The organism is Mycobacterium sp., from assembly GCF_019243155.1.
GTDB lineage: Bacteria > Actinomycetota > Actinomycetes > Mycobacteriales > Mycobacteriaceae > Mycobacterium.
Genome location: NZ_JAFAUS010000053.1, coordinates 1 through 16,766 on the forward strand (window position 1 = coordinate 1; position 16,766 = coordinate 16,766).

16 protein-coding genes are annotated in these 16,766 nt (G+C 64.1%); 7 read left to right on the forward strand and 9 right to left on the reverse strand.

The genetic code is table 11. The features are described 5' to 3' along the window. From JOZ00_RS02660 to JOZ00_RS02670, 3 genes are all read left to right on the forward strand, one after another. Positions 1-1,285, forward strand: a 1,285-nt coding sequence (locus tag JOZ00_RS02660; RefSeq protein ID WP_293339236.1) for a bifunctional 3-(3-hydroxy-phenyl)propionate/3-hydroxycinnamic acid hydroxylase, incomplete at its 5' end; no start/stop codon positions are given. Beyond that, on the forward strand, positions 1,282-2,178 hold the full coding sequence (locus JOZ00_RS02665) for a hypothetical protein (protein WP_293339237.1): 897 nt from the start codon (positions 1,282-1,284) through the stop codon (positions 2,176-2,178). The genes JOZ00_RS02660 and JOZ00_RS02665, both read left to right, overlap by 4 nt. A gap of 100 nt (positions 2,179-2,278) precedes the next feature. After that, entirely contained in the window at positions 2,279-2,866 is a 588-nt protein-coding gene (locus JOZ00_RS02670) for a hypothetical protein (RefSeq protein WP_293339238.1), read from the forward strand. 386 nt (positions 2,867-3,252) lie between these two features. On the opposite strand, the gene JOZ00_RS02675 is transcribed toward JOZ00_RS02670, so the two are convergent. The 3 genes from JOZ00_RS02675 to JOZ00_RS02685 all read right to left on the reverse strand — a co-directional run bounded on the left by JOZ00_RS02675 (position 3,253) and on the right by JOZ00_RS02685 (position 5,968). Further along, positions 3,253-4,389, reverse strand: a complete 1,137-nt coding sequence (locus tag JOZ00_RS02675) for a PPE family protein (protein WP_293339240.1) — start codon at positions 4,387-4,389, stop codon at positions 3,253-3,255. Between the two features lie 15 nt (positions 4,390-4,404). After that, on the reverse strand, positions 4,405-4,704 hold the full coding sequence (locus JOZ00_RS02680) for a PE family protein (protein WP_293339243.1): 300 nt from the start codon (positions 4,702-4,704) through the stop codon (positions 4,405-4,407). Between the two features lie 880 nt (positions 4,705-5,584). Then, complete coding sequence (locus JOZ00_RS02685) at positions 5,585-5,968, reverse strand: response regulator (RefSeq protein ID WP_293339246.1); 384 nt, start codon at positions 5,966-5,968, stop codon at positions 5,585-5,587. Positions 5,969-6,225: 257 nt separating this feature from the next. On the opposite strand from JOZ00_RS02685, the gene JOZ00_RS02690 reads away from it, so the two are divergent. Next, positions 6,226-6,834, forward strand: a complete 609-nt coding sequence (locus JOZ00_RS02690; RefSeq protein WP_293339249.1) for a sigma-70 family RNA polymerase sigma factor — start codon at positions 6,226-6,228, stop codon at positions 6,832-6,834. Between the two features lie 21 nt (positions 6,835-6,855). Here the strand turns inward: JOZ00_RS02690 and JOZ00_RS02695 are convergent, their stop codons facing one another. Next, complete coding sequence (locus tag JOZ00_RS02695) at positions 6,856-7,548, reverse strand: response regulator transcription factor (protein WP_293339252.1); 693 nt, start codon at positions 7,546-7,548, stop codon at positions 6,856-6,858. 434 nt (positions 7,549-7,982) lie between these two features. Continuing rightward, positions 7,983-8,288, reverse strand: coding sequence for a DUF3303 family protein (locus JOZ00_RS02700; RefSeq protein WP_293339255.1), 306 nt, complete (start codon positions 8,286-8,288; stop codon positions 7,983-7,985). A gap of 456 nt (positions 8,289-8,744) precedes the next feature. Between JOZ00_RS02700 and JOZ00_RS02705 the strand changes: the two genes are divergently transcribed. Then, entirely contained in the window at positions 8,745-9,047 is a 303-nt protein-coding gene (locus JOZ00_RS02705; RefSeq protein ID WP_293339258.1) for a hypothetical protein, read from the forward strand. 4 nt (positions 9,048-9,051) lie between these two features. Here JOZ00_RS02705 and JOZ00_RS02710 read toward each other — a convergent pair whose 3' ends face one another. Further along, complete coding sequence (locus JOZ00_RS02710; protein ID WP_293339261.1) at positions 9,052-11,037, reverse strand: molybdopterin-dependent oxidoreductase; 1,986 nt, start codon at positions 11,035-11,037, stop codon at positions 9,052-9,054. 205 nt (positions 11,038-11,242) lie between these two features. Between JOZ00_RS02710 and JOZ00_RS02715 the strand changes: the two genes are divergently transcribed. Then, positions 11,243-12,538, forward strand: a complete 1,296-nt coding sequence (locus JOZ00_RS02715; RefSeq protein ID WP_293339264.1) for a divalent metal cation transporter — start codon at positions 11,243-11,245, stop codon at positions 12,536-12,538. On the opposite strand, the gene JOZ00_RS02720 is transcribed toward JOZ00_RS02715, so the two are convergent. Beyond that, complete coding sequence (locus JOZ00_RS02720) at positions 12,535-13,887, reverse strand: hypothetical protein (protein WP_293339321.1); 1,353 nt, start codon at positions 13,885-13,887, stop codon at positions 12,535-12,537. The genes JOZ00_RS02715 and JOZ00_RS02720 overlap by 4 nt on opposite strands. Positions 13,888-13,996: 109 nt before the next feature. After that, positions 13,997-14,869 carry an NYN domain-containing protein gene (locus JOZ00_RS02725; protein WP_293339267.1) on the reverse strand — a complete coding sequence of 291 codons (873 nt, stop codon included), beginning with the start codon at positions 14,867-14,869 and terminating at the stop codon, positions 13,997-13,999. A gap of 54 nt (positions 14,870-14,923) precedes the next feature. Here JOZ00_RS02725 and JOZ00_RS02730 point away from each other — a divergent pair, with 54 nt between their 5' ends. Beyond that, the gene (locus JOZ00_RS02730) at positions 14,924-15,796 is read left to right on the forward strand and encodes an alpha/beta fold hydrolase (RefSeq protein WP_293339270.1); all 873 of its coding nucleotides are present in this window, start codon (positions 14,924-14,926) and stop codon (positions 15,794-15,796) included. Between the two features lie 3 nt (positions 15,797-15,799). Here JOZ00_RS02730 and JOZ00_RS02735 read toward each other — a convergent pair whose 3' ends face one another. Further along, a complete protein-coding gene (locus JOZ00_RS02735; RefSeq protein ID WP_293339273.1) occupies positions 15,800-16,729 on the reverse strand; it encodes an NADP-dependent oxidoreductase in 930 nt (309 codons plus the stop codon). Positions 16,730-16,766: the final 37 nt, after the last annotated feature.

The window sequence follows — 16,766 nt, forward strand, 5'->3', positions numbered from 1 at the left end:
CCCACAGCCGAGCGCCAACGGCTACCCCCAGATGAACATGTTCGACCAGCCCGAGTTGGAAGCGATGATGCGCGCCAACCTCAAGAGGTACCCGGACGCACTGTTTCGGGGCAATGTCGAGGTCACCAGCGTGACGCAGAACGCGCACGGCCGAGTGCGGGTGAGCTTCCTTGACCGCGTGCGCGGTGGCGAACAGTCCGTGGAGGCCAGCTATGTACTGGGCTGCGACGGTGCCAACAGCGCGGTGCGCGCATCGATCGGTGCGCACATGTACGGGTTGTCGTTCCAGCAGGACTGGTTGGTCATCGACGTCGACACCGACGCCGAACTCAACCAGTGGGAGGGCTGCCACCAACTCTGCAGTATTGAGCGTGCCGGCACTTATATGCGCGTCGGGCCGACCCGCTACCGCTGGGAATTCCAGCTGAAAGCCGGTGAAACCGCTGCGGATTACCAAAAAATCGCCGACATAGAGCCGTTGATCAAGCCGTGGCTGGGCGACACACCTGCCGAGCAATTGCGGCTGGTCCGTGTCACCGCCTATACCTTCCGCGCGAAGGTGGCCAGCAGCTGGCGCGACCGCAACGTGTTCATCCTCGGTGACGCCGCCCATCTCACTCCGCCGTTTGTCGGCCAGGGCATGGCGGCGGGTTTGCGCGATGCCTTGAACCTGAGCTGGAAAGTGGCCGGCGTGCTGAACAAATCTCTGCCCGAAAGCGTGCTGGAAACCTACGAGCAGGAGCGCAAAGCCCATGCCGCGGCGATGATTTTGATGGCCGTATCGGTGGGGACAGCGATGACCGGGGGTGGTCGAACAGGTGACCTCATCCGTAAAGTGGTGTTTCCGCGGATGGGTAACCTGCGCCTGCCCGGCACCCGCACGAGTGCCGCAGAGGGAGTCGCCCCGGGCTTGCGTAAGTCGGCGCTGGTGATCAAGTCCCACTCCCCGGGGCAGCTGGCCGGAACTCTGTGCCCGAACTCGGTGCTGCAGGACGGAACCCGCTTCGATCAGGTCGTCGGCAATCGGTTCGCGCTGGTCACCTCAGTTCGGCTCAGCGATGCGCAGCAAAGCCAGCTCAGCTTACGTGGAGCGGCTCTGGTATCCGTCACTGCCGAAAGCGAATTGGGTCGCTGGCTCAAGCGCGGCCGGGCGACCGCCGCCATCGTCAGACCTGATGCCGCTGTCATGCAGGCGGGCCGGAACGTCCAGGCCCTCTGCGATGCCCTGCCCTCGTTCCCCGCCGGTGAGACCGCTCGGGCCAAAACCGAGAGGATAAGCCGATGACCGAGCTGCTGGTGCTCAACGATGGCAAACAGGAATTGCAGGCGGTGTCTTTGGATGGCACTCGAGTGCGCACCTTGATCACAGGAATCGACGAGAGGGCCGACGGCATCCTCGTCGACCCGTCTCGGGGCCATATCTACTGGACCAACATGGGCGCTCCCGATCCAGGGAGAGGCCCACGTGCAGAAGAGGCCTACGCCCGCAACGGATCACTGGAACGCGCTGACCTCGACGGCAACAACCGCCTCACCATCGTGCCGCGCGGGGCCTTCACGACCGGCAAGCAGCTCGCCGCCGATTTCGAGGCGGGCGTGCTGTATTGGTGCGACCGGGAAGGCATGCAGGTGCTGTCCTGCAACCTCGACGGAAGTGACCTGCGCCCATTGGTGGTGCCGGCGGTCGGCGCAGATGCCGCGCTCACGATCAGTAACCAGCCTGTCGGCATCGCCGTTGATCTGGATCGGCGCCTGCTGTATTGGACACAGAAGGGTGCGCCAAAAGCGGGGGAGGGCAGGATCTTTCGCGCATCGCTTGATCTGCCGGCAGGCGCGAACCCTCAGCACCGCGACGATATCGAACTGTTGTGGAAGGACCTGCCTGAGCCGATCGATCTGCACCTGTTCGGTGGCTCGACGCTGGTGTGGACCGATCGGGGCGCCGAACCAGACGGCAACACGCTCAACCGTGCGACCGTGCAACCTACGGTCGGTACACCCGAGATCCTGTCCCGCGGATATCACGAGGCGATTGGTGTCGCTGCCGTCTCCGAAAGCGAGCTGTACGTCGGAGATCTCGGCGGAAGTATCCGCTACATCAATCTCGAAACCGGCGTTGACACCGAACTGGTACACCTGGGTTTCGGTCTCACCGGCATCGCGCTAGCCCAACTCTGAGTCGGCAGAAATGGTTGATAGGCAACAGATCTCGTGTCTGGTGCCTATCAATAATAACTGTGAAATGAACTTCCGAGGCACTGGATAGGCAGGGATGAGCGTGTGGTTCGACATCTGGCATAACATTACCGCCGGACAGGGCACGGTCCTCGGTGGTGCGTTCGTCCTCGTAGCGGGGGCCATAGCGTTCGGCACCGGATCACTCGACCGAAGATCGCAGCAGAAGCGCTTTCACTATGAGGAGATGAAAAGGCTTTACGCCGAGGCTTTGAGAGTTGGGAGGGACCTGGAGGTCCTCAAAGCTCTTCCGCCAGAAGTTCGCAGGGAAGTGCTGACTGAAAAGGCGGATGCGATCGACAGGGTGATAAGCGAACTAGCGCTAACCGGAAATTACCAAACCGCGGATCTAGCCATCGCTTATGCGTATCAACAGTCGGTGCAATTAGGCGAATGGGTGCGACGGGACGAAGCCGATGACAACGGCTTTGCGAACCGCATCGATAGGTGGTTGGCCACCATGCCCGAACATCAGCGAGCCGCGTTGAAGAAATACGAGAGCGTGGAAGTCAATCGTCGCGACGTGGTACAGGCGGCACGCACGGAATTGGGCCGATACGTCCCGTTGTGGTCACGCCATCGACGTGTGCTGCGGACGGCGATCAAAGCCGAGCAGTTCCCCTTAAACTGAGCAGCACGTCAGCACGCAATGCGCACCTGCAAATGCGGGCTTTGATAGCTCGATCATCGGTGCCAGAAGGTTTGCGGCAGAACCAGTCTTGACGACAACAATGCCGTTTGGTGCCCAATGAATTTCGGCGTCCTGATTTGACGTCGCACGAAATCCGCCTCGAGCGAGGCCGCACCGCGAACACCTTGCAGTCGATATACGGGAATCGTCGTGACCAACAAACTGCGCAATCAGTCGTTGATAGCCGTCGGCGTGGAACCAGAAGGTCGCCGGCTATGGGCGCATCACGGATTTCCCTGTACTCGCCCCAGGCGGTCCGCTGGCATCCGCAGCAACGCATCGCTGACAGTTTCATCGCGTGATTCGGCGGAGCCGTCGGTTGGCGATTATCCGATGTACTGTTGCCGCGGAAGCATGTTCAGCCGCATCAACGTTCGCAGAGTTGTCCCTTCCGGCTGGTGGCCAAACTTACCGCGCACACCCGCCTCAGCGGTCATGCTTCGCGGACCGCTTGCCATGACCGGGGGCGGCATCCCCGCGGGGTCCCCGGTGGCACCCGCAGCGCTTACCAGGCTCGCCTTCGGGGTGCCGCCGGCCACCGAAGTGAGCGTGCCCCAGGTCGATGGCACGGATAGTGGTCCGACGGTGGCCGCGCGGCCGATCGAAGCAGATACCGCACCGGTGACCTGAGCTGGGCCGACCGATCCCAGACTGCTTGCCACCTTGTTTAGACCAGTGCCCACGTCAGTCAATGCCGCCACCGTGACATCGGCCGCGGTCGTGGCGGAGCTCGATGTCCCACTAGAAAGGCCGGAGAGTGCCGACACGATGATGGATGGAATCGTTGCGTAAGCGCTGATTCCCGAGTTGACAACGTCAGGCTCCAGCGCCTTATTTATATTGTCGAGAATCTGTTGGATGACTGTTTCGGTCGACGTCCCGGCCGACATCCCATTGGAATTGGCGACCGCGGCGCTTTGAGCCGCCAAGCCGCCCGCATTCGCGTTCTGTTTGGGCGGGGTCAACGGCGTCAGCGTCGCTGCAGCGGCCGAGGAGCCGGCATAGGCGTACATGGCGGCGGCGTCCTGCGCCCACATCTCGGCATAGTGACCCTCAATCGCCATGATGGCCGCGGTATTTATGCCCAGGAAATTGGTCGCAACCAACGCGGCCAAAAGCGCGCGGTTGGCCGCAATAATAGGCGGCGGCACCGTGGCCGCGAACGCTGCCTCGAATGCCGCGGCCGCCGCCCTGGCCTGATTGGCCGTCTCCTCAGCACGCGTCGCGGCCGCGACCATCCACGCGACGTGCGTTGTCGCCGCGGCCGCCATAGATGCTGACGCCGCCCCTTGCCAGCTGCCCCCGGTCAGCCCGGACACAACCGAAGAATACGAAGCCGCGGCCGAATACAGTTCTCCGGATAGCTTGTCCCAGCCCGCTGAGGCGGCCAGCATCGGTCCCGATCCGGGACCCAAGTACATTCGGCCGCTGTTGATCTCCGGTGGCAGCGCTCCGAAATCCACTGTGCTGCCCTATTCTCAGCGGGTGGCCGCTACGTTGGCGGCCTCAGTGGCGGAATACGAACCGGCGGAGGTTTGGAGGGTGGCCACGAATATCTGGTGAATCGCTGCGGCTTGCGCACTGACCTCTTGGTACACCACGCCATGGGCGGCGAACGCCGCCGCCGTCAGCGCCGACACCTCGTCGGCGGCTGCGGCAGTCAGCCCAGTGGTTGGAGCAGCCTCAGCCGCGTTCGACGCGCTGATCGCCGATGCGATACCCGCCAGGTTGCCCGCAGCTGCTGTCAGCGCTGCCGGCTGTGTGATCAAGAAGGACATGTTCTCTTCTCCCAAAGACATATTGGTGCTCGGTTGACGTGGCGTCTCACGTCCGACCAATGCTCGACAACTGAGTCTCAGCACTAGGTTGTCTCGCGCGCTGCGCTGATGTCGTCGGGGCTAGCGTCCATTAGGCCCCCTGCTAGCCGTAATACGTTCCTCCACGCCGAGTTACGCGCGATGGGTTGGTCTTGCGGTGGCATACTGGTTGCCGCGCGAAGGCGAGTTCGCCGAAATAGCGCGGCAGGATTAACGGCCGTGCCCTACACGGAAGACCGGCCAGGCGCTTGCTATGTCGCCAATACGGCAGCGTCACAATGCATCCGAGCAGCCGCTCGTGGTGGTGGAACAATCATTTCGTTATGCCTTTGTAACGTGATTATCCGGGGGATAGCGCCTATTCCGAACTAACGGCTAGCCGGGTATATCGATTGGGGCTGGCGGTAACGACACACGTGTTTGGACGCGGCATCCTGAAAAGATGCTGGTACAACGCACGGCGTGATACGTCAAAAGTGTTGATCTGCAGGCATGCTCAGAACAACTGATCGGAATAGCTTGCATTTGGCAGGTTTCGATGCGTAAGTGATGCAATGATTCAGGCGCCATCAGACCAGAGAGCTGGGAAAGGACTGATGTCAGTTAACGACCTTGGCGGGCGCGTCCCGCTTCAGCCGGAACGCCACCTCCCCGCGCATCTATGACGCTTCGCCATAAAGACTGCGCGTGATACCGGCTAGCCCGACATATCAATTCGCCTTATTGCCAATGACCTACGAGTGCGAACGCGCGATCCTGAATGTTTGCCGTTTTAACCGTGGACGAGCTACCGCGGCAGCTAGAACGTCCTTTGGCGGCGAGGTAGTGCTCGGACGTTCCGTTATCCGGCCAGTCCCAGTACGTCCCGGATCGCGCTGCCGGACAGGGAGGACTTGGGAATGAAAGCCAGAGCGGGACTGGCGGCGACCAATTCGGCGAAATCCTCCTCGGCGTGTGTGGAGATCAAGATCGTCGGCACCGAGGCGCCCGATCCCCCGTTCCGGTGAAGCTCCTCGGCCACCTCGAAACCGCTCTCCTCGCCGAGATCGATGTCCACGAGCGTCACGTCGGGCCGAAGCTCCCTGACGCGCTGCAGCCCCTCTGCAGACGAAGTGGCTATTGCCACCACGTTGATTCCCTGATGCTCAAGTAACCGGGCCGCCGCATCCAGGAAGTCGCGGTTGTCGTCGAGAATCACGCAACGCGTGCGCTTAGCAGGGCTCACTAGGTCAGTGTGGGGCAGGAGTGGATCCATCGCATGGAAGCTAGCAGGAATCTGGGGCGAGCCGGGAAGGATGGCGCGGCCCGCGGCGTGGGATTAGGCCGGCTCGGACTGCGGCCCCGCTAGCCGGGAGGCGTGGACTGCGGCTGACCGGAACCCTCGATGGTTGCCAGCGGTGCAGACGTGGGTCGTCCGGCACGCAACGCTAAAGGCATGGAGCCAGACAGGCGCCGTCAGCGCGAATCGTCGAGAGGTGCATCATGACTCTGCCGGTGGAACTGCCCGCCGACCCAAGCTCCGTGGCCGGGTTTCAAAGCCAAGTCGCCCCCGCTATTGCCGGCTTATATGTACAGGCGCGGCGGCTGACGGAGCAGCACGCCGACGCGGAGGATCTGGTCCAGGAGACGCTGGCGAAAGCCTTCGCTGGGTTTGACTCGTTTCGACCTGACAGCAACATCCATGCGTGGCTCTACCGAATCCTGCATAACACCCACATCTCCAATTGCCGCAAGACCCAGCGGCGCCCGGCGCACGATTTGGCGCAGCACATAACGGACCTTCAACTGGTGACGAGCGCTGCCCATTCGGCCATGGGACTGCCCTCGGCGGAGGAACAGGCGCTGGAAGGCCTCGGCGACCAAGAAGTCAGGGCCGCAATGCACGCCTTGCCCGAGCAGTTGCGCACCGCGGTGTATTACGCGGACATCGAGGGGCTGCGGTGCAAGGAAATCGCCGCAGTCATGAACACGCCACTCGGAACCGTGGTGTCACGCTTACATCGCGGACGTCGCCGATTGCGCCTGCTCCTTGCCGAGGCAGGCCGCTGCGCGGGCTATGCCGCCCCACAGCCCCTCGCGCAGATGGTTTAAGGCGCTCGATACAACTACGAGTCAACGGGAGTCGAGAAATGTGACGACCGCGCGGACGCGACGATGGTCGTCGTCGGTCTCGGGTAGACCCAGCTTGGTCAGAATGCTGCGGACGTGCTTTTCGACAGTGCCTTCGGTTACCCACAGCCGCCGCGCGATGCCGGCATTCGAACGGCCCTCGGCCATCAACTCCAGGACCTCGATCTCCCGCGGAGACAGCACCGCCAGGGGATCGTCGCGGCGCCGCGCGGATACCAGCTCCTGGACCACCGCCGGATCGACCACCGAGCCACCCTTTGCTATCCGCTGCAGGGTCTCGACAAAATCGGCCACGTCGGTGACGCGGCTCTTGAGCAGATAGCCGATACCGCGGCCGCTGGCGAGCAGCTCCATTGCATGCTCAACGTCGACATGCGCAGACAGCACCAGAATGCCGGTGTCGGGTAGCTCCTCGCGGATCACCCGGGCGGCCTCAAGACCCTCGGTAGTTTGGGTGGGTGGCATCCGAATATCCACCACCACCACATCGGGCTTGGCTTCGCGCACTAGCGCGAGCAGCTCGACAGAGTTGCCGACCTGCCCGACGACGCTGAACCCAGAGCGGTTCAGCAGGCTGGCCAAACCCTCGCGCAGCAGGGTTTCGTCGTCGGCGACCACCGCGCGCAGCGGGGTCGCCGTCGTGCCTGACTCGGCGGTGCTCGTTTCTGTCGTCAACGCCTGGCCCTTCCGCGTTGTCTGCTTGAGCAACCATCTTGCACCGCACCGTAGCAGTTTGCCAGCAATTGCCCATCCCTGTTGTGCGCCAGCACATTCGTTTCGCTGACGCATATATCAAGGAACGCTGCAGTCAGACGCCGCGAACGTCGCGCTATCCAAGAGACGGTCCAGGAACTGGGCCCCGCCGCGACTGATGATCCGATTTGCAAGCCGATGACCCGACTGGTGCCGAACCTACCGATGGAGATGCTTCGATGTACTCGACGGAATCCTCGCGGACAGCTCCCAGCTTGAATTAACAAACGACGAGAAAAGCGGACTGTAAATCCGTCGCGAAAGCTTCACTGGTTCGAATCCAGACTTGCCACCATCGTTCGCAGTAAGCAAAAGCGCCGCCCAGCGAGAGTGTGGGCGGCGCTTTTGACGAAGGGTCAGCCAATGCCCTTTCGGAAATCGATGCCTTCCTGACCGGCCTGCACCCAGTCGGCCACGTCGACCACCGGGTGGCACGTGTACTGCACGTAGTTCGCAAGCTTGGCCGTGCCTTCGAGGATGTCGGCCGGGTTGTCAGCCTCGCAGACCATGAACCCGCCCTCGGCATCGATGCGGCCGACGAACTGCAGGATCGACACCTTGGGCTGCCACTTCGAGTACAGCTCGACCGCGCGCTGTGTATCGGCCTCGGCCTGCTGGCCGCCGATGCCCGGACGAATGCGCCACTCCAACACGTACTTCATGACTTTGACTTCCTCTCTCTGTAGCCCCCACGACCAATTTTCTGGCGGACCCTCTTCGGGCACACGAGTAATCCGGTACTCGTTTACGGGTTAACGCAAGGGAGCTACCCGGTGTCTGAGCCCGGCCACGCGTCGGATGGGCTTCGAATCGGCTGAGCCATGTGCCGTGCTGCGATCCCGACAGGTGGTGCTCTATCGCACAACAGATTTGACAGGTACGCCTCAGGCCGCGATCACCACTGTCATCCGGCCGCCCGGTGTGCGGTCGACCCGGAAGCCCCCGTCGTGTCGTATCAATGCGCCATCGATGCCGTCGCGTCGACGGGGTTCCCGTCCTTGCGTGCCTGACTGTTGCGCCGTTAGAGCCGAGGATTACCCGGGACAAGTGGGTAACCCACGCAGTAACGCGCCGGGACGCGTCGGTCAATGAGGTCTCAAGCGAAAAGGCGGCATCAGATGGCTAGTAACGAGGGGGGCCGATGGGACGTCGGCGCCAAAGACAACGCGGTATACGTTTCGCGCATCTCGGGCGACGACGAAAAGGTATTCGAGGATTTATTGTCACCCGCAGAGGCTCGTGACCTGGCGGGCCTCCTGACGAAGTACGCGGACAAGTCCGAGAAGTCCGAAAAGTCCGAGGACGCAAAGGATTCCAAGGATTCGGACGATTCCAAGGATTCCAAGGATTCCGACGACGACGACTCCGACGACTCCGACGACTCCAAGGATTCGAAGGACTCGGAAAAGTCCAAGGACTGACGCGCTACGCCGGATGCAGGCTGACGGGTATGCCGGAGTAGCGGACCATCCCGGTCACCACGTCGATGTCGTCTTTGTTGGTCAGGCGATTGACGTTGGCCACGTGGTGGCCGTGCGGAATCGACACGGCCCCACGGCGGATCGAGTCGTCGATCTTCGCCAGCCCGGTCAGTTCGCCCCGCTCGGTGCGCACCGTCACCCGTTGGCCATTGACGACGCCCGCGGCGGCGCCGTCGTCAGGATGGATGAAGATCTCGGGCGCTTCGCCGAGAAAATCGAGCTGGCCGTTGAGCTTCTTGCGCTGCCGGCGCGGCACCATCACCAGCGGTGCGGTCGGTTGGAGCGCGGCGAGCTGATCGACGAGTAGTGGTGGCGCGAGGCGCCAGCCGCCCATTCGGCCGATGTGGTCCTCGACCCACTGCGCGGGCAGCTCTCGGGGAACCTCCGCCCAACCCTCGGTGATCACCTCGTCGTACTTGGCGCGGGCGCCGGCCAGCAATACGGAAAGGACGTCGTCGTCGGTGCTGGTGTCCGGATCGCCGAGACTGCCGAGCTCGTAACCGAGCCGCCGGCCGAGTTCGGCGAAGACCCACCACATCGAGCGTCGTTCACCGACCGGGCTCACCACGGCGGGGCTGTATTGCACGGACACCCGGGAGCTGAGGATGTCGTGAATGGTGATGTCGGGCCGTTCCAACGGATCCTTGGTCGGCAGGACGTGGGTGGCCAACTCGGTGGTCTCGTTGTTAATGATCTCCGTGGTGGCGAAGACCTCGAGGTTCTGCAGGGCCGGAATCAGCTTGCCCGTCTCCGGGAACGAGGTGACCAGGCTGCCGCCGACGTTGATCAGCGCCCGGATGTTGCCGGCGGCGATTTCGTCGGGCAGCACGGCGCACGGCCACTCGTTGATGAACGCCTGCGCCTCCGGTCGGCTGCTGGGCCCCGGACCGAACGACCCCTCAATCGGCGTGATCGGCAGGAACTCGCCGAAAGCCTCCAATTGGTAAGCGAATCCGGGATGGAACCACGTCCCGCCGGGCTGGTTCATCGCGCCGGTGAGAATCATCAGCACCCATGCGAGCCACTGCGTGACGTTGCCTCGGTCGGCCGTCATCGTGACACCGGTTCCGGTTTCGACGGCGACGCACTTGGCGGCGCGCACCGCCGCGCACAGCCGGGTCAGCTCCGCCTCCGGCACGTCCGCGAGCCGCGCGGTGTGTTCGAGTGTGAAGGGTTCGACCGCGGCGGCCAGTTCGTCGATACCCTGAACCGGCACATCGGTTTTCATGCCGTCGCGCAAGATCTCGCGGACCAGATACCCGAGTACCGCATGGTCGGTGCTCGGCCGCGGCGCCAGGTGACCGGTGGCCAGGCGCGCGGTCTCGGTGCGGCGCGGGTCGATCACCCACACCTGTCCGCGTTTGGCGATCTCGCGCACCGTGCCGGTCGGATTGGGCATCGAGATCGCATGACCGTGCGACACAACGGGATTGGCGCCGACAAGCATCAGAAAGTCGGCGTTGTCCAGGTCCGTTCGGCCGGACAGTCCCATGAAGCCGCCCACCAGATCCGAGACCAACGGTTTGGCGGTGCCGTCGATGGTCAACGGGCTGAACTTGGCCGGCGTGCCGATCGCCGCGTGCAGGGCTTCGGCCATCCGGAAGCCGGCACTTTCCATGGTGCTGAAGTAGAACGCGACCGACTGCGGTCCGTGGCGGTCGATGATCTCCTTCAGCCGGATACCCAGATCGTCGAGACAGACGTCCCACGCGGTGTCCTGCAACCGGCCGTCGACGCGCATGCGCGGATGTTCGAGACGGTCGGGGTGGTGGTGCAGCAACGGCAGCGCCCGGCCCTTCGGGCAGGTGTAGCCGCGCGAGAACGGGTGGTCCTGGTCGCCGTGGACGCGGACCACTTCGTCCCCGTCGACGTCGACCAGAATGCCGCAGACAGAAGTGCAGATGCGGCAAAAACTGCGGACCGTTTGCATACCTCGGTAACGTACTCTCGCAATTCGAGAATCACTATCGCATTTTCGAGAACGCAGGCGCGATTTTGAGAATGACACTTCCGCAGGTAGCGGGCCGAACTGACGGCCCTCTCGCACGGTTAGGGCACCCTCAGCTTAGAGTGCAACTCCGGGGCGCCCGGGAATTCGCCAAGGCGCGGGGGACACGTGAAGGAGTTGGGACGGGTTGACCGAGACAACCACACCGGTGGCGGACGAATCCGACGGTCGGGCGACGGTCTCGCTGCGCGTCCGCGGCCGGTGGCTGCGATGGGGCCTGCTGTCTGTCTGGGGTCCGGGCCTGGTGGTGATGTTGGCGGACACGGACGCGGGGTCACTGATCACCGCGTCGCAGTCCGGTGCCCAATGGGGCTACCGAATGGTGCTGCCGCAACTCATTTTGATGCCCGTCCTCTTCGTCGTGCAGGAAATGACCGTGCGCCTGGGCATCGTCACCGGTCGCGGGCATGGTGCCCTGATCAGGGAGCGATTCGGCCGCGGCTGGGCGTGGCTTTCCGCGTTCACCTTGTTCGCCTCGGCAATCGGGGCCTTGCTGACGGAGTTCGCCGGCGTCGCCGGTGTGGGTGAGCTCTTCGGCGTCTCTCGCTTTGTGAGCATCCCCATCGCGACCGTGGCGCTGCTGGCGCTGGTGCTGACGGGCAGCTACCGGCGAGTGGAACGCATCGGCCTGATCGTGGGCGCCGCCGAGCTGGCGTTCCTGGTCGCCATGGTCATGGCACGGCCGAGTCCGGAGGCGCTGATCGACGGCCTGTCATCGATGCCGCTGGGCGACCCGTCGTATCTGCTTCTGGTCGCGGCCAACGTCGGTGCCGTCATCATGCCGTGGATGGTCTTCTATCAGCAGGGCGCGGTGGTTGATAAGAGGTTGTCGGAGAACACGATTCGCCAGGCCCGGTACGACACGGCCTTCGGGGCGGTGCTGACGCAGCTGATCATGATCGCGGTGGTGGTCACCATGGCGTCGACGGTCGCGGGCCACAGCGGCGATGCGCCACTGGAAACCGTTGGCCAGATTTCCAATTCGCTCACCCCGTACCTTGGACGCGTCGGTGGGACGGTGTTGTTCGGCCTCGGAATGCTCGGCGCGGCGCTTGTCGCCGCGATCGTCGCCTCGCTCGCGGGCGCGTGGGGACTCGCGGAGGTGTTCGGCTGGCGGCACACGCTCAACGAGCGGCCCAGTCGCGCCACCGCGAAGTTCTACCTGACGTACGGGCTCGCGCACGTCGTCGGCGCGGCGCTCGTCCTGGCCAGCGTCGACCTGATCAACCTGGCCGTGGACGTCGAGGTGATGAACGCCCTGCTGTTGCCCATCGTGCTGGGCCTGCTGCTGGCGCTGGAAGCCAGAGCGCTCCCCGAGCAGTGGCGGATGCGCGGACTGCACAAGTACGTCACGCGCGCGCTATGTCTCGTGGTCATGGCGTTCGGGCTGTACATGGTTCCGCAGGCCCTCGGCTGGGTTTAGAACCAAGGGCCGGGGTAGTGGCCGTCCTGGTCCTGCACCATGACGATTTCCTTGCACTCCCCGTTGGAGCCCGGCGCCGTCTCGTCGCGGCAGACCAGGGTCCACCCGGATATCCGAGTGAACGGCCGCACCGTCCAGTTGGGGGCAATCGGATCGGTGCCGGGCAGGGCGAGTACCGAATACGTACCGCCGGCATTGGTGATGTAGAGGTGGTCTTCGAAAAATGCCAGCTTGGTGATCGGCATCTTCTTGGCATCATCGCGGTTTTTCAAGAAATCCCACTGTTGAGAGCGCAGATTCCATACCCCGAAACCGAATTGGGAGTTGTCCGCATTGCGCCCGTCGACAAATAATTTCCCGTCCGACAGCGTCGCGGCCAGGCCGCCACCCGAGATGCGATCGGAGTCACCGATTCTGATGACGGCCTTCGCGTTCAGGTCGTAAAACATCGTCGACACCACCGGTGGGTTGGACGAATCCAAATGCGTCATCTTCACCAGTTTTACTGGACCGTCTGATAATTCGGCATCGACGCTCTGTATGTCGTTGTCCTGGTATATCGGCTCTCCGGTGGGCCTGCGCAGCTCCGCGCCCGACGTCTTGGCGGGGTCGGTGCTTCGTTGAAACGCGAGAACGTCCTGCCAGGCCCGTGCGGGGACGGGGTCGTTCCACGCCATCGCCAGGTCGGTGTTGGAGAGGACCACGGTCCTTGGCGGCGACGCCTGGGCGTGGCCATCGGTGAAGGCGTTCACCCACGCCACGCCCGAGGCGGTCGAGGCGAGTCCCCAGTCCTTGGCCGCAGTCAGTTTCAGGTCCGGGCTCGGTGGCTGCAGTTCCTTGGTGGCCGTGGGTTGGCCTGACTTGGTGTCATACGCATAGGCGGTCGCCTTGGTGACCTCGGGGGTCGAGCCCTGGGCGGGTTTGACGGTGGTGAGGAGGTAGACGACCTTCATGTCGTCGGCCGTTCCCGTCAGCGCGCACATGCCGCCGGTGAGGTTCTCGCCTGCGGGAATCGCCGGAATGGCCGGCGCCACGTACTGCCCCGTTTTCGTGTCGAATATTTTGGGCCGGATACTGTCGAGCGCCGATTTGTCGACCGAGAACTTTTCCGGACAGCCGAAGTAAGCCGTTCCGCCGTAGCTTTTCCAATCTTTCTCCAGTGGGCCCGTTATCGGGGCCGGCGCCGCACTCGCGCCGCTTTTCGAATGGGAAGTCGAGGTGCTCGGGGTAAGCGCGGGGGGTGACACCGTTTCCGAACACGACGCCACGACGAGACAAGCCACTGGTGCGACCAGCACGAGTCCGCAATTAGATAGACGGTGCCTTTTCACAGGCCCCCATACTCGCATCAAAACCCCCGTTAAGTTCGTGTAACCAAGCAGCGTAAAGGCGGCCTGGTGCACCCGCGACCTGGGCACAGGGGTGTTGGTCACATGGGGCGTGGCTTCCGTCAGGCCTTCAGTCGTCCGAACGCAGCCGCACCATCCGCGTCGTCGAAGTCTCGTCGAGCTCAACGACATCCGATCGCGAGCGCAGGAAATCACTGAAAGACCGGAATCCCAAAGACTTTTCGCTGAAGGATGGGTCCATCCGCTTCATCTGCGCCTTCACCGCGGAGTTGTGCAGCCACTCGACGTCGTCCTTTTCCAGCCCGATCTGCAGCGCGCGCGTCAGCAGCGCCGTGGCCGCCGCCTGCGGATCGGGCGACGCCGGCTCCTCGGGCTGAGCCGGCTTGCTGCGCCCGGACCGTCGCTTCGGCGGCACGGCATCGGATTCGAGCGCCGGAACCCCGGGCAACGCGTCGTAGACCACGAAGTCGTCACAGGCCGCCGCGAGTGCCCGGCTCGACGCGCCGGCCACCCCGATGCCCACCACGTACCGGCCGAGCCTCTTGCACCGCTGGGCCAGCGGGATGTAGTCGGAGTCGCCGGCCACGATCACGACGTGGGTCAGGTCGGGCAGCCGAAACATGTCCTCCACCGTGTCGACGGCCAGCCGGATATCGGCGCCGTTCTTGCCGTAGGCGGCGGCGGGGAACAGCTGCACCAGATCGACCGCGCGGGCCACCAACTGTCCGCGGTATTCGGCGTTGATGTCAGCAGACCAGTCCGCGTAGGCGCGGGTGAGCACCAGCGTCCCGAACGACGACGCGAAGTCCAGGATCGCGCCGACGTCGACCGTGGCACTTGCCCGCCGCTCGGCAAACTGCTCTATCCCCTTGGCCTTGTCGCGCTGGAACGAGCTGCGTCCATGAATCTGGTCGTATCGAGAGATCACGACGTTGTCGAAGTCGAGGTAGACGGCCACGCGGGCGGCGATGGGCTCGGTCATGCATTAAATCATCGCTGAGGGCTGATCAGGACTGCAGCGGGTACACCGAAGTTTATGAATCGTTTGAAGTCTCTGGAGCTGCACGGCGACCAGATCGCCTATCGCGACGAGGGCCATGGCGACGCCTTGCTGCTGATCCACGGCATGGCCGGGAGTTCGGACACCTGGCGATCGGTGATACCGCAGCTGTCGAAGAAATTCCGGGTCATCGCCCCGGACCTGCTGGGCCATGGCGAGTCGGCGAAACCGCGAGGCGACTACTCGCTGGGCGCGTTCGCCGTCTGGCTTCGCGACTTCCTCGACGAACTCGGCGTCAGCCAAGCCAGCGTGGTCGGGCACTCGCTCGGTGGTGGTGTCGCGATGCAATTCGCGTATCAGCACCCCGACTACGTCACGCGATTGGTGCTGATCAGCAGCGGAGGTCTGGGCCCCGACGTCGGATGGATCTTGCGGCTGCTCTCGGCGCCCGGAGCGGAGCTGGTGCTGCCGATCATCGCGCCTAAGCCGGTGCTGACCGCCGGCAACAAGCTCTGGTCGTGGTTTCGGGGCGTGGGGGTCCACTCGCCGCGCGGCGCCGAGATGTGGAGTGCCTATTCGTCGCTGTCGGACGCGGCGACCAGGCAGTCGTTCCTGCGAACCCTGCGGTCGGTCGTCGATTACCGCGGGCAGGCGGTCAGCGCGCTGAACAGGCTGCGGCTGCGCGAGGAGCTGCCGGTCATGGCGATCTGGGGCGAGCGGGATGACATCATCCCCGTCAACCACGCATACGCCGCCCGCGAGGCGCGCGCCGACAGCAGGCTCGAGGTGCTGCCGAACGTCGGTCACTTCGCCCAGGTGGAGGCGCCCACGGAGGTGGTCGAGCTGATCGAGGACTTCATCGCGACCGGCAACAGCCACGACGTGCAGAGCCCACAGCCGGGCTTGTGACCATCAGAAGCTGATCACGATTTTCCCGTGCACGTGGCGCCCGGCCTGCAGTGTCACGGCGTCGCGGACCTTCTCGACCGGGAAGGACGCGGCGATGGGCACGGTTATTTCGCCGCCGAGGATCGCGTCCGTGATCTGCAGAAGCGCGCCCGGCGCGGCATCGAATCCGCCGGTGGCGCGGACCCCGCCCGGCGGGTTGGGCCCGGCGGCAATCGTGGAGATCCGCTCCGGCGGCACTCCGAGCGCGAGAGCGGCCTCGGCGGTCTCGATGCCGAACAAGTCCGTTGCCGCATCCACACCGCCGGGGGCCAGCGCTCGCACGCGATCAGCCAGCCCAGGCCCGTACGCCACCGGCTCGGCGCCCAACCGCCGCAGAAATTCGAAGGTGCCCGGTGACGCGGTGCCGATCACGGTCGCGCCCGCGAGCCTGGCGAGTTGGATGGCGAGCACACCCACGCCACCGGCAGCACCGCCGATCAGGATCGTGTCACCGGAACGCGGACCGATCGCCGCCAATGCTGCGGCGGCGGTGAGCCCGGGGATCGGCAGAGCCGCCGCCACCTCGTCGCTGACGCCGTCGGGCGTGTGAAGCAGCCCTTCGGGCGGGTGGGTGGGGTCCTTCATCACCACGAAGTCGGCGACGGCCCTGGCGAGCGTGCCGCCATACACCCGGTCACCCACCGCGAATCCCTCGGCGCCGGGCCCGACCTCATCCACGAATCCCGCGAAGTCGCAACCGAATCCGCTCGGCACGCTCACGCCGAACATCTGCGCCAGCTCAGGCCTCGAGGCGATCCCCCAGTCCATCGGATTCAGACCCGCGGCCCGTACCCTCACTCGAACCTCGCCCCGGCCCGCGTGCGGCTCGGGAACATCGCGCACCTCGAGCACGTCGGGCCCCCCGAACGTGTCGTGCATGACGGCACGGCTCATGATGCGTTCCCTTGATTTGTCATGTCGAATCCCTCTG